Origin of the sequence: Streptomyces sp. AM 2-1-1 (genome assembly GCF_029167645.1) — a bacterium.
Taxonomy (GTDB): domain Bacteria; phylum Actinomycetota; class Actinomycetes; order Streptomycetales; family Streptomycetaceae; genus Streptomyces.
The window spans coordinates 3476405-3488054 of sequence record NZ_CP119147.1; the positions used below are offsets into that span (position 1 = coordinate 3476405).

Genomic DNA, 11650 nt, shown 5'->3' on the forward strand with positions numbered 1-11650 from the left:
ACCCTGGCTCCATGACCACCACGTATGCGGTACGAGCCATCGCCCCCGCCGTACTCACCCGGCTCCGGCAACGGGACGACGCGGGCCACACCCGGACACCGGCCACCGACCCGGAGGGCGGCGCGCCCCTGCGCTGCTGTCTCCGCCGCAGTGAGGCCGGTGAACGGATCGTCCTCGTCTCGTACGCACCGCTGCGCCGCTGGGCGCGGGAGACGGGCGCCGAGCCCGGCCCGTACGACGAGTGCGGACCGGTCTTCGTCCATGCCGAGGAGTGCGGCGGCCCCGGCGACGGGCCCGGATACCCGGCCGGACTCCACGGCCCGCGCCGGGTGTTCCGCGCCTACGACGCCGACGGACACATCCTCGGCGGCAGGCTCGTCGAGATCCCGCGCGAACGGGCGGCCGAGGCCGGTCCCGTCCTCACCGAGGTCTTCGCCGACCCGGCGGTGGCGCTGGTCCACGTACGGGCGGTGGAGTTCGGCTGCTTCCTGGCGGAGGTGCGGCGGGGGCAGGGGTCGTGGAGGGGGTAGAGGGGGGTTCCCAGGACCTGCCTCCTCCGCGGCGCCGGCTCTCCGCTCCCGGTGCCGGCGCCGTGGAGGCGCGTGATGGGGTGGCCGTCAGGCGCACATGCCGGACCCGGACGGCGGGGCGGTGGCGCCCCGACGAGAGGGACCGACGCCGTGACCGATCACTGCTGCGAGGCGATGAACCGCCACGCGCACGTGGAGTGCGACCAGCACGCCGACCCCTTCGCCTGCCCGGACACGCTGATCACCTTCGGGGCCCGGTTCCAGGAGTACGGACTGATCGTCCAGGACGGCGGCACTTCCGCGATCACCATCGGCTTCTGCCCGTGGTGCGGAGCACGCCTCCCCGAGTCGCAGCGCGACCGGTGGTTCGACGAGTTGGAGCGCCGCGGGATCGATCCGTGGGAGGACGAAGTCCCCGCCGAGTTCCAGGACGACCGCTGGCTCGCCGGCCCGTCCCGGGAGTGAGCCGGGCAGAAGCTGTTCCCCTCACCCCATGACCGGGAGGTACGCGGCCGCGTACTCCTCGGCGACGCCGAACACGGACGCACAGCACGGGCACACGGCCTTGCCGAAGAGATGGGCGATGCCCTCGGCCAGTTTCCGCCGGCCGTCCCGGACCACGGTGTCGTACATCCACCTCCCCGCTCCGGAGAGCTGCTCGGCCGATGCCGGACGCAGAGCCCTGCGGTCCACGTCCCCCGCGTGCCAGTCCCGCACGGCCGAGTAGCGCCCGTAGTCGCCGATGGCGAGCGTCACCTCGACGTGGCAGGCGGGACAGGACACTCGGTAGAAGTCGTCCGAGAAGTCCTCCAGGACCGACGCCCAGTGGTACTGCTCCCGCACCGCCAGGAGGGCGCGAAAAGCCGGAAGGTACGGGGCCGGTCCCGTCCTCAGGTGCCGGTCCAGCAGGTCACCGAGGGCGATGACCGTCCCGTCGCAGCTCCTCAGCAGGTCGTCGCACCCGTGGTGGCCCGCCGCGCGGCCGACGATCTCCCCGGCGAGTCCGAGCGCCCTCACGCTCTTCTCCGCCAGACGCACCAGGTGCGGCAGGGCCGCGAAGGAGGCGGGGAACACCAGGTCGCACTCCAGGACGAGGCGGAAGCCCAACTCGGCCCACGTCTCGGTGTCGTCCTGACGTTCCACCCGGTCCAGGAGGCGGGGGACCTGATCGGTGTCCCCGCGCGCGTCGTACATCCGCGTCCAGCCGGTCACCGTCGCCGGAGCGCCCGCCCTTGTCGTACGGCCTCCGTTCACCGGGAGGGAGGGCCCTCCGCGCGACGCACGTGCGCGCCGAAGGCGGCCCAGGTCGCAGGAGCGACGACGACGAGGGGGCCGCCGGGGCGCTTGGAGTCGCGTACGGCGACGGAGCCGGGGGTGTTGAGGGCGACCTCGACGCATTCCTGGTCGACCGTGCTGTAACTGGATTTGGCGAATCGGTAGGCCATTAGTAGCCGATTCCTTTGCTCAGTTCTCTGATGAACTCCGCTGAGTCATGCACCGACAGGCTAGCCCTGCAGAGGGAGTTGAAGATGTCCACGAACGATGCTCCCTCCTCCGGATCCTCGACCCAGATTTCGGAGCGCTGAGCGTCCATGTGAACGACGTCCATGGCCTCGTCCTCAGCGAACGACAGAATGTTGAAAGGCCCCGTGACGCCCATGTGCCCGCCTGCCCGGAAGGGAAGGATCTGGATGTGGACGTTGGCCAACTCCCCGAGCTCACACAAGTGCTCAAGCTGGCGCCGCATCACATGGGGCCCGCCGATGAGCTGGCGGAGACTCGCCTCCCAGATGACCGCGTGCATGCGCAAGGGATCGGGCGCGAAGAGTCGCTGTTGCCTCATGGCACGGGTGGCAACGACCGCCTCCAGACGGTCCGGGTCATCCCACGAGGACTCCGCGATACCCATCGCCCTGGTGTACTCGGCCGTCTGGAACAGACCGGGGATGAGCGCCATCTGCCACTGCCTGTTGCGGAGGGCACCGTCTTCCATGGCGATGTACTCGCTGTGCTTACTGGAGTGGACGGTGTCGTTCCACCAGCCCTTGACCTTCCGGCGCTCGCGATCCAAGGCGGCCAGCTCCAGCAGACGACCAACGAAGTGCTTGTCACTCACGCCGTAGTAGTCGCACAGCGCGCGGATGTCGGGATCCCGCATGGGGACCCAGCCGCGCTCCATCTTCACGATCTTCGAGTTGGTCGCGCTGATCGCCTGCGCGGCCTGCTGCTGCGTCTTCCCCGATGCGTCCCGGAGGCGAAGAAGCTCGCCACCGAGCCTGCGGCCCAACACGGTTGACGTCCGGTTACCAAGTTGCGGTGCGCGATTCACGGAGCCAGTCTCTCGCTCTGCCCGGAGGACGTCGACCTCCGTCACTCGTTGGAGACAATCGTCTCCGTTTCACTTGTGCCTAGGAGTCGCGGATGGCTACGTTCAGCACCCACCGCTCGCACAGCGGAGCCGATCGGCGGAAGTGCACCGTGCTGCCCCGCGTCGGCCTCCACCGGCGTGGCTCCGGCGCGGCCTCGCCACCGCCCGCCCCACGGAGGTACGCGCCATGACCGCCGCGACGAGGCTCCCGAACCCGTTCTCCGCGAGGACGTGCTCAGCTACACCCCCGTCCCCGCCGCGGTGCCGCGCTGCCGGCGTCGGGCCAGCCGGCTCGTGGCGGAGTGGGGGTACCCCGAACTGGCTGACGACACCGCCCTGCTGGTGAGCGAACTGGCGACCAACGCGCTCCTGCACGGCGGTGTCCGGGGCCGTCTCTTCCGCCTCCGTCTCGCCCTCACCGCGAGCGCTCTGCGGATCGAGGTCACCGACGCGCGGGCGGACCGGCTGCCCGACACCCGCACACCGTTGGACGCGGACTGCTACGGACGGGGGCTGCTGATCGTGGCGGAGCTCGCCGACCACTGGGGCGTGGAGCACCGCACGGTGGGCAAGACGGTCTTCGCCGAGTTGTCGCTGCGACGGCCGGGGTCCACCCCGCCGGCGCCCCGGTAGCGCGGGCGGTTCTCGCGGCAACGCGGGACGGGCCCGCACTCCGTGGAGCGCGGGCCCGTCCTCGTACCTCTCGAACCGGCCGGGGCGGTCAGCCCCAGGTGATCAGCCGCTTCGGCTGCTCCAGGATCGCGGCGACGTCCGCCAGGAACCTCGAACCGAGCTCGCCGTCGATCAGGCGGTGGTCGAACGACAGCGCCAGCGTGGTCACCTGACGGGGCTTCACCCTGCCCTTGTGGACCCACGGCTGGAGCTTGATCGAGCCGACCGCGAGGATCGCCGACTCCCCCGGGTTGAGGATGGGCGTGCCGGTGTCGACGCCGAAGACACCCACGTTGGTGATGGTGAGCGTGCCGCCCGCCATCGCCGCCGGGGACGTCTTGCCCTCCCGCGCCGTGGCGACCAACTCACCCAGAGCGGAGCCGAGTTCGGGCAGGGTCTTGTCCTGCGCGTCCTTGATGTTCGGCACGATCAGACCGCGCGGGGTGGCCGCGGCGATGCCCAGGTTGACGTAGTGCTTCTGGACGATCTCCTGGTTCGCCTCGTCCCACGTGGCGTTGACGCCCGGGTTCCGCTTGACCGCGACGAGGAGGGCCTTCGCGATGAGGAGCAGCGGGTTGACCCGGACCCCGGCGAGGTCCTTGTCCTCCTTCAGCTCCGCCACCAGCTTCATCGTGCGGGTGATGTCGACCGTGACGAACTCGGTGACGTGCGGTGCGGTGAAGGCGCTGGTCACCATCGCCTGCGCGATGGCCTTGCGCACCCCCTTGACGGGGATGCGGGTCTCGCGCGCACCCGGTACCGCGGCGGCCACCGGCTGCGGCGCCTGGTAGGACGCGTCCCCGGCGTACGGGGCGTCCTCGGCGTAAGGCTCCGCCGGGGCGGTGGCGGCGCCACCGACCGCACCGGCCGGTGCCGGCGCCGGGGTGACGGGGGCGGCCGAAGTGGCGGCGGCGTGCACGTCCTCGCGGGTGATGACGCCGTCCGGGCCGGTGGGGGTGACCCCGTCCAGGTCGATGCCGAGGTCCTTCGCCAGCTTGCGGACCGGGGGCTTGGCGAGCGGACGGCTCTTGGCGACGCCCGGAGCGGGACCCTGGCCGTTCAGCTCGCGCTGGACGGCCTCGACGGCGGCGGTCGCGGGCTCCGCGCCCTTGCGGGGGCGGCGCTTGGTGGAGCCCTCGACGACGCCGTAACCGACCAGCACGGGCCGGCGGCCCTGCGGCGCCTCCTGGGGAGCCACCCCGGCGGGGGAGGCCGCGGCGGGCTCCGCCGGGGCGGCCACCGGAGCCTGGACGGGCGCGGCGGCGTCGGAACCCGGCGCCACGTCCACCACGATGATCACCTCGCCGACGTCGACCGTGGTGCCTTCGGGGAAGCGCAGCTCGTGCACCACCCCGTCGAACGGGATCGGCAGCTCCACGGCCGCCTTGGCGGTCTCGACCTCGCACACGACCTGGCCGTCGGTGACGGTGTCGCCGGGCTGGACGTACCACTTGAGGATCTCCGCCTCGGTGAGTCCCTCGCCCACGTCGGGCATCTTGAACTCACGGAAACGAACCGATGTGTCGGTCATCGTCGTCACGGCCCTCTCCTCAGTACGCCAGCGAGCGGTCGACGGCGTCGAGCACCCTGTCGAGACCCGGCAGGTACTCGTCCTCGATCCGGGCCGGCGGGTACGGGACGTGGTAGCCGCCGACGCGCAGGACCGGTGCTTCGAGATGGTAGAAGCTGCGTTCGGTGATCCGGGCGGCGATCTCCGCGCCGGATCCGTAGAAGACGGGGGCTTCGTGCACGACGATCAGCCGGCCCGTCTTCTCGACCGACGTCTGGATCGCGTCGAAGTCGATCGGGGACATCGACCGCAGGTCCAGGACCTCGACCGACTTGCCCTCGCCCTCGGCGGCGGCGGCGGCCTCCAGGCAGACCTTCACCATCGGCCCGTACGCGACGAGCGTGAGATCGCTCCCCTCGCGGACCGTGAGGGCGCTGTGCAGCGGGACGGGGATGGCCTCGGTGTCGACCTCGCCCTTGTCCCAGTAGCGCCGCTTCGGCTCGAAGAAGATGACCGGATCGTCGCTCTGGACGGCCTGCTGCATCATCCAGTACGCGTCGTGCGCGTTCGACGGCGAGACGACCTTCAGCCCGGAGACGTGTGCGAACAGCGCCTCGGGGGACTCGCTGTGGTGCTCGACCGCGCCGATGCCGCCGCCGTACGGGATACGGACGACGACGGGCAGCTTGACCTTGCCGAGCGAGCGGGCGTGCATCTTCGCGAGCTGCGTGACGATCTGGTCGTACGCCGGGAAGACGAAGCCGTCGAACTGGATTTCGACGATCGGGCGGTAGCCGCGCAGGGCCAGGCCGATCGCCGTGCCGACGATGCCGGACTCGGCGAGCGGGGTGTCGATCACCCGGCCCTCGCCGAAGTCCTTCTGGAGCCCGTCGGTGATCCGGAAGACGCCGCCGAGCTTGCCGACGTCCTCGCCCATGATCAGGACCTTGGGATCGGTGTCGAGGGCGTGGCGCAGCGACTCGTTGAGCGCCTTGGCGAGGGAGATCTTTTCGGCGGCCATGGTCAGTTGCCCTCCTCGGCGAACGATGCCTGGTAGGCGGCGAACTGGGCCCGCTCCTCGTCGACGAGCGAGGAACCGCCCGCGTAGGCGTGGTCGAACATCGCCAGCGGCTCGGGGTCCGGCATCGCACGGACGTTCTCGCGCACCCGCTTGCCGAGCGCCGTGCTCTCCTCCTCCAGAGCGGTGAAGAAGGCCTCGTCCGCGAACTTCTGCTTCCGCAGGTAGGTGCGGAGCCGCAGGATCGGGTCCTTCGCCTCCCACGCCGCGCGCTCCTCGTCGGCCCGGTACTTCGTCGGGTCGTCGGAGGTGGTGTGGGCGCCCATGCGGTACGTGAACGCCTCCACGAGGCTCGGGCCCTCGCCGCGCCGACAGCGCTCCAGCGACGCCTTGGTCACCGCGAGGCAGGCGAGCACGTCGTTGCCGTCGACCCGGACGCCGGGGAAGCCGTAGCCCTGGGCGCGCTGGTAGAGCGGCACCCGGGTCTGGCGCTCGGTGGGCTCGGAGATCGCCCACTGGTTGTTCTGGCAGAAGAACAGGACCGGGGCGTTGTAGACCGCGGCGTAGGTGAAGGCCTCGGCCACGTCGCCCTGGCTGGAGGCGCCGTCACCGAAGTACGCGACCACGGCGGAGTCCGCGCCGTCCTTGGCGACACCCATGGCGTAGCCGGTGGCGTGCAGCGTCTGCGAGCCGATGACGAGCGTGTAGAGGTGGAAGTTGTTGCTGCTCGGGTCCCAGCCGCCGTGGTTCACACCGCGGAACAGGCCGAGCAGGTTCGCCGGGTCCACGCCGCGGCACCAGGCGACGCCGTGCTCGCGGTAGGTGGGGAAGACGTAGTCGTCGTCGCGCAGCGCGCGCCCGGAGCCGATCTGCGCGGCCTCCTGGCCCAGCAGCGAGGCCCACAGGCCCAGCTCGCCCTGGCGCTGGAGGGCCGTCGCCTCGGTGTCGAAACGGCGGGTGAGCACCATGTCCCGGTACAGGCCGCGGAGCTCCTCGGCCGAGAGGTCGATGCTGTAGTCGGGGTGCTCGACGCGCTCGCCCTCGGGCGTGAGCAACTGTACGAGCGGGGGCTCGGAACTCTGCGGTGCCTTCGCGGCGCTGGTGCGCCTGCTGCTACTGCGTCGCGGCTTACGCGCGGCAGTGCTCTCCACGGTCACGTGCGTGCTCCTCCGTCGGTCCGGACCCCGGGGTCTGCCGGGAACCAGTGCGGCTCGCCTGTGTCCGGACCCGTGCACGGGGTGGGTGCCGCTCAGCCGGGAACAGGCGTGACAGGTGCCCCGGCGAGCACCCTGTCACAGGCACGTTACCCAGTGGGTCGCATATACGCGAAACCCTCTCTGACCTGCGATTTTGCTTGGATTTCCAAGTAAATCGCGAAAAACCCGAACTCTCGCTGGTCACAGCACTGGTAACAGCCTCGCAGGCCGCCGGAACAACGGCACGTTATCTCGGGGGGCCGCCGCAGGGAAGGGCGGACGGGAGCGGAGTGTGTGAGACTGCGAATGTGTCCGAAGAAGGAAAAATCACCGTATTCCTCCTGGACGACCACGAGGTCGTCCGGCGTGGCGTCCACGACCTGCTCGCGGTGGAGGACGACATCGAGGTGGTCGGCGAGGCAGGCACGGCGGCGGACGCCCTGGCCCGCATCCCCGCCACCCGCCCCGACGTGGCCGTCCTGGACGTGCGGCTGCCGGACGGAAGCGGGGTGGAGGTGTGCCGGGAGATCCGCTCCCGGAACGAGAACATCAAGTGCCTGATGCTCACCTCGTACGCCGACGACGAGGCCCTGTTCGACGCGATCATGGCGGGCGCCTCGGGATACGTGCTGAAGGCGATCCGGGGCAACGAACTGCTGGGCGCGGTGCGCGACGTGGCGGCCGGAAAATCGCTGCTCGACCCCGCGGCGACCGCCCGGGTGCTGGCGCGGCTCCGCGACGGCAAGGACGGCAAGGGCGACGACAAGCGGACCCACCTCACCGACCAGGAGCGCAAGATCCTCGACCTGATCGGCGAAGGGCTCACCAACCGGGTCATCGGGGAGCGCCTCCACCTCGCGGAGAAGACCATCAAGAACTACGTCTCCAGCCTGCTGTCGAAGCTCGGCATGGAACGCCGCTCGCAGGCCGCCGCGTACGTCGCCCGGATCCAGGCGGAAGAGCGCCGCTGACCTCGCGGCCCGGTGCCGCCGGGGCCCGTGCGTGGGACCTTGGTCCCGGCGGGCACGGGGCCGCCGGCCCTTACGGACCGGCCGGTCGCCGTCGGACAGTGGAGGACATGTCACCAGAGGAATCGCAGGCCATCGCGTTGCTGGACCGGGTCCCGTACGGCCGGCTGGCGACCAGCAGGCGTGCGCTGCCCCTGCTGGCACCGGCCCGTCACATCGTCTGCGACGGTCGCATCGTGCTGCGGATGCACGCCGGGCTCGGCCACCACGAGGCGTGCGACGGAAGCGTCGTCGCCTACGGTGCCGACAACCTGAACACGACCGCCCCGGGAGAGGGTGACCTGTGGGCCGTCCAGTTCACCGGCACCACCGAACTGCTGGAACCCTCCCGCGCCCAGCGCGCCCGCTTCGGCGCGCAGCCCGCCGCGGTCGACGGCGAAACGTTCGCTCCGGTCTACCTCCGGCTCCACCCGCACTTCGCCGCAGTGCACACTCTGGGCTGGAATTCAAGTCCGCAGCTCCGCCACGGGGCGTGATCTACCATCTGGTAAGTGCCGCGCTCATATGTAACCCACCCTCCCCAGCCTCCGGTCGGCGAGGTCATGCGCCGCTATCCCGCGGTCGGTGAACCGCTCGCCTGCGAGCCGATCACCAAGGGACTGCTCAACCACGGGTACCGCGTCTCCACCACGCGCGGCGCGTACTTCCTCAAGCACCACCTCGACAAGAAGCACCTCGACGACGCCACCGGCGAACGGTCCCTCATCGCCCGCCAGCACCGGGCGACCCAGCGGCTCCAGTCGATCGGAGTCCCCGTCGCCCCGCCGCTCACCGACGCCGACGGCGGGACGGTCACGGTGATCGACGGCCACTGCTTCGCCCTCCACCCCTGGGTCGACGGGCGGCACCGGATCGGTGCCCAGCTGACCCCCGGCCAGTCCCAGCGTCTCGGGGCGCTCCTCGGAGCCGTACACACCGGTCTCGAACAGGTCATGGGACCGGGCAGCGGGACGCCGGCCCCGCGGCGGGGGCACGGCAGCCCCGACCCGGCCGACACCTTCGCCCTCATCGACGAACTGCTCGACGCGGCGCGCGGCGTACGCCCCCGCGACACCCCGCTCGACGCCTTCGACGAACTGGCCGTCCACCGCCTCGTCGAACGCCGCGCCCTCCTCGAACGCCACGCCCACCGCCGCCCGCCCACCCCCGTGGGCCCCGCGCACGGCTGGGTGCACGGCGACTTCCACCCGCTGAACCTGCTCTACCGGGGCAGCGACCCCGTCGCCATCGTCGACTGGGACCGGCTCGGCGTGCAGCCCCGCGCCGAGGAAGCGGTACGTGCCGCCGCGATCTTCTTCGTCCAGCCGGCCGGAAAACTGGAACTGGACAAGGTCATGGCCTACGCCCGCGCCTACCGCGAGGCCGCCGGGGCGAGCCCGGCCGAGCTGGCCGACGCGGTGCACCGCGTCTGGTGGGAGCGGCTCAACGACTTCTGGATACTGCGCTGGCGCTACGCCCTGGGAGACCGCAGGGCCGACCCGCAGTTCCCCGCGGTGTCGGCCCTGGTGGTGTGGTGGACCCGGGAGTACGAGGCGGTGCACGAGGCCTTCACGGGGTGACGGCCTCGTGCACCGGCGGCTGCCCGGCTCACCGGCCGCCGACGGCTCCCGGACTCAGGGGGTGGTGCTGGTCGTTCCCGCGGCGTCCTCGGGATCGGCGGGCTCGGTGGTGGTGCCGCCACCCCCGATGATGCCCGTGCCGCCCAGCGAACTGGAGCCCTCGTCGTCTCCCGTCGGGTCGGCGCTCGGCTCCTCGGACGTCTCGCCCGTGGAACCCGAGTCGTCCCCGCCCGTCGTCGTGGACGGCGCCTCCGTCGTCTGGGTGGGCCTCGGCGTGAACGACGGCCGGGTCTTCGTCGGCGACGGGGTCCAGGTCGGGTCCTGGGTCCACTCCGACTGCCCGCCCGTGGAGTTCTCGGGCTGCTGCGTCTCCTCGCTCGGCTCCTCGCTCGGCGCGGCCGAGGTCTCCTCCGGGGACGGCGAGGTCGTCGTGGTCTGCTTGCCCGGGTCCTTCTTCGTGCCGCCGCCGTCGTCCCCCGCGCCCATGGCGAACGCGACCCCGACACCGATCGCGATCAGGGCGAGCACGGCGAAGAGCCACATCTTGCTCTTGCCGCCGCCGTTCCCCCGGCCGCCGGTGTCGTACCCGCCGTACCCGTTGTAACCGCCGTCGTCCGGGTTCGCCGCGGGCAGGATCGGACCCTGCGAGGTGGTCCCGTGCGACGAGAAGCCACCGGCCCCCATCGCCCGGGTGGAGCCGGTGAGGCCCTGCGCCGGCGGGTGCGCGGCGTCGTACGCGGCGACCGGTCCGGTGTTCCACGTACCGGTGTGCCCGCCCTGCGTCTGCAGCATCTGCAAGCCGTACTGGACCAGCCCGCGCATCTCCTCCGCGCTCTGGAACCGGTCGTCCGGTTCCTTCGCGAGCGACCGCATCACCAGGCCGTCCAGCTCCGGCGGCACGCCGTCCGAGACCTCGGACGGCGGCACCGGGATGTCCTGGACGTGCTGGTACACCACGGAGAGCGGCGTCTCGCCGGTGAACGGGGGCCGCAGCGCCAGCAGTTCGTACAGCAGGCAGCCGGTCGCGTAGAGGTCGGAGCGGTGGTCGACCGCCTTCCCGAGCGCCTGCTCCGGGGAGAGGTACTGCGGGGTGCCCATGACCATGCCGGTCTGCGTCATCGTCGACTGGGCGCCGTGCAGCGCACGGGCGATGCCGAAGTCCATGACCTTGACGGCACCGGAGTGGGTGATGATGACGTTCGCGGGCTTGATGTCCCGGTGCACGATGCCGTGCTGGTGCGAGTAGGCCAGGGCCTCCAGCACACCGGAGACGATGATGAGCGCCTGCTCCGGCGGCGGCGCCTCCGCGCTGATCAGCAGCTCACGGATGGTGCGGCCCTCGACCAGCTCCATCACGATGTAGGGGACGGTCTGCCCGCCCACGGTGTCCTCGCCGGAGTCGTACACGGCGACGATCGCGTGGTGGTTGAGCCCGGCCACCGACTGCGCCTCGCGGGTGAACCGCGCCTTGGACACCGGGTCCTCGGCGAGGTCGGAGCGGAGCAGCTTCACCGCGACGGTGCGCCCGAGCCGGACGTCCTCCGCCGCGTAGACCTCCGCCATGCCGCCCCGGCCGAGCCGGTGGGTCATCCGGTACCGGCCGTCCCCGACGACACCTCCGACGCCCCAGGAGTCGGTGCCATCCGAGACTCCGCCGCCGTTTGCTTCGGAATCGGGTGCCATCAGTCCTCGCCGTCGTATCTGTCCGCGCGTCCGCGGGTCCTCACGGTGCCTGGGTCCTGCTTCGGCCGACTGGGCAGCCGCATTGC

The 11650-nt window shown here is 71.2% G+C and carries 13 protein-coding genes; 6 read left to right on the top strand and 7 right to left on the bottom strand.

The features are described 5' to 3' along the window. The first annotated feature begins 11 nt into the window (after positions 1-11). Together PZB77_RS14940 and PZB77_RS14945 are read left to right on the top strand one after the other, a co-directional pair. Positions 12-530 (top strand): DUF1203 domain-containing protein, encoded by a 519-nt coding sequence (locus tag PZB77_RS14940; RefSeq protein WP_275493089.1) that lies wholly within the window; start codon positions 12-14, stop codon positions 528-530. A 150-nt stretch (positions 531-680) separates the two neighbouring features. Further along, positions 681-995 (top strand): hypothetical protein, encoded by a 315-nt coding sequence (locus PZB77_RS14945; RefSeq protein WP_275493090.1) that lies wholly within the window; start codon positions 681-683, stop codon positions 993-995. A gap of 21 nt (positions 996-1016) precedes the next feature. Here PZB77_RS14945 and PZB77_RS14950 read toward each other — a convergent pair whose 3' ends face one another. Genes PZB77_RS14950 through PZB77_RS14960 form a run of 3 tightly spaced genes read right to left on the bottom strand, consistent with a single transcriptional unit; the run spans position 1017 to position 2859 of the window. Next, positions 1017-1742, bottom strand: a complete 726-nt coding sequence (locus PZB77_RS14950) for a hypothetical protein (protein ID WP_275493091.1) — start codon at positions 1740-1742, stop codon at positions 1017-1019. Between the two features lie 38 nt (positions 1743-1780). Next, the gene (locus tag PZB77_RS14955) at positions 1781-1975 is read right to left on the bottom strand and encodes a DUF397 domain-containing protein (protein ID WP_275493092.1); all 195 of its coding nucleotides are present in this window, start codon (positions 1973-1975) and stop codon (positions 1781-1783) included. Further along, entirely contained in the window at positions 1975-2859 is an 885-nt protein-coding gene (locus PZB77_RS14960) for a helix-turn-helix transcriptional regulator (protein WP_275493093.1), read from the bottom strand. The genes PZB77_RS14955 and PZB77_RS14960 overlap by 1 nt, the downstream gene beginning before the upstream one ends. 270 nt (positions 2860-3129) lie before the next feature. Here PZB77_RS14960 and PZB77_RS14965 point away from each other — a divergent pair, with 270 nt between their 5' ends. Next, the gene (locus PZB77_RS14965) at positions 3130-3531 is read left to right on the top strand and encodes an ATP-binding protein (protein WP_275493094.1); all 402 of its coding nucleotides are present in this window, start codon (positions 3130-3132) and stop codon (positions 3529-3531) included. 88 nt (positions 3532-3619) lie between these two features. Here PZB77_RS14965 and PZB77_RS14970 read toward each other — a convergent pair whose 3' ends face one another. The 3 genes from PZB77_RS14970 to pdhA are packed head-to-tail and all read right to left on the bottom strand — an operon-like array spanning position 3620 to position 7255. Next, a complete protein-coding gene (locus PZB77_RS14970) occupies positions 3620-5110 on the bottom strand; it encodes a dihydrolipoamide acetyltransferase family protein (protein WP_275493095.1) in 1491 nt (496 codons plus the stop codon). Positions 5111-5120: 10 nt separating this feature from the next. Continuing rightward, the gene (locus PZB77_RS14975) at positions 5121-6101 is read right to left on the bottom strand and encodes an alpha-ketoacid dehydrogenase subunit beta (protein WP_275493096.1); all 981 of its coding nucleotides are present in this window, start codon (positions 6099-6101) and stop codon (positions 5121-5123) included. A gap of 2 nt (positions 6102-6103) precedes the next feature. Further along, positions 6104-7255 carry a pyruvate dehydrogenase (acetyl-transferring) E1 component subunit alpha gene (gene pdhA, locus PZB77_RS14980; RefSeq protein WP_275493097.1) on the bottom strand — a complete coding sequence of 384 codons (1152 nt, stop codon included), beginning with the start codon at positions 7253-7255 and terminating at the stop codon, positions 6104-6106. Between the two features lie 347 nt (positions 7256-7602). On the opposite strand from pdhA, the gene PZB77_RS14985 reads away from it, so the two are divergent. The 3 genes from PZB77_RS14985 to PZB77_RS14995 all read left to right on the top strand — a co-directional run bounded on the left by PZB77_RS14985 (position 7603) and on the right by PZB77_RS14995 (position 9881). Then, complete coding sequence (locus tag PZB77_RS14985) at positions 7603-8265, top strand: response regulator transcription factor (protein ID WP_275493098.1); 663 nt, start codon at positions 7603-7605, stop codon at positions 8263-8265. Positions 8266-8372: 107 nt separating this feature from the next. Beyond that, positions 8373-8798 carry a pyridoxamine 5'-phosphate oxidase family protein gene (locus PZB77_RS14990; protein ID WP_275493099.1) on the top strand — a complete coding sequence of 142 codons (426 nt, stop codon included), beginning with the start codon at positions 8373-8375 and terminating at the stop codon, positions 8796-8798. A 66-nt stretch (positions 8799-8864) separates the two neighbouring features. After that, a complete protein-coding gene (locus PZB77_RS14995) occupies positions 8865-9881 on the top strand; it encodes a phosphotransferase (RefSeq protein WP_275496074.1) in 1017 nt (338 codons plus the stop codon). A 54-nt stretch (positions 9882-9935) separates the two neighbouring features. Here PZB77_RS14995 and PZB77_RS15000 read toward each other — a convergent pair whose 3' ends face one another. Further along, on the bottom strand, positions 9936-11564 hold the full coding sequence (locus PZB77_RS15000) for a protein kinase (protein ID WP_275493100.1): 1629 nt from the start codon (positions 11562-11564) through the stop codon (positions 9936-9938). Positions 11565-11650: the final 86 nt, after the last annotated feature.

Bases quoted from the DNA above. Each gene is read 5' to 3' on its own strand.
- PZB77_RS14975 (WP_275493096.1), bottom strand. From the start codon at position 6,101: ATGGCCGCCGAAAAGATCTCCCTCGCCAAGGCGCTCAACGAGTCGCTG.
- PZB77_RS15000 (WP_275493100.1), bottom strand. From the start codon at position 11,564: ATGGCACCCGATTCCGAAGCAAACGGCGGCGGAGTCTCGGATGGCACC.
- PZB77_RS14955 (WP_275493092.1), bottom strand. From the start codon at position 1,975: ATGGCCTACCGATTCGCCAAATCCAGTTACAGCACGGTCGACCAGGAA.
- PZB77_RS14995 (WP_275496074.1), top strand. From the start codon at position 8,865: ATGCGCCGCTATCCCGCGGTCGGTGAACCGCTCGCCTGCGAGCCGATC.
- PZB77_RS14940 (WP_275493089.1), top strand. From the start codon at position 12: ATGACCACCACGTATGCGGTACGAGCCATCGCCCCCGCCGTACTCACC.
- PZB77_RS14990 (WP_275493099.1), top strand. From the start codon at position 8,373: ATGTCACCAGAGGAATCGCAGGCCATCGCGTTGCTGGACCGGGTCCCG.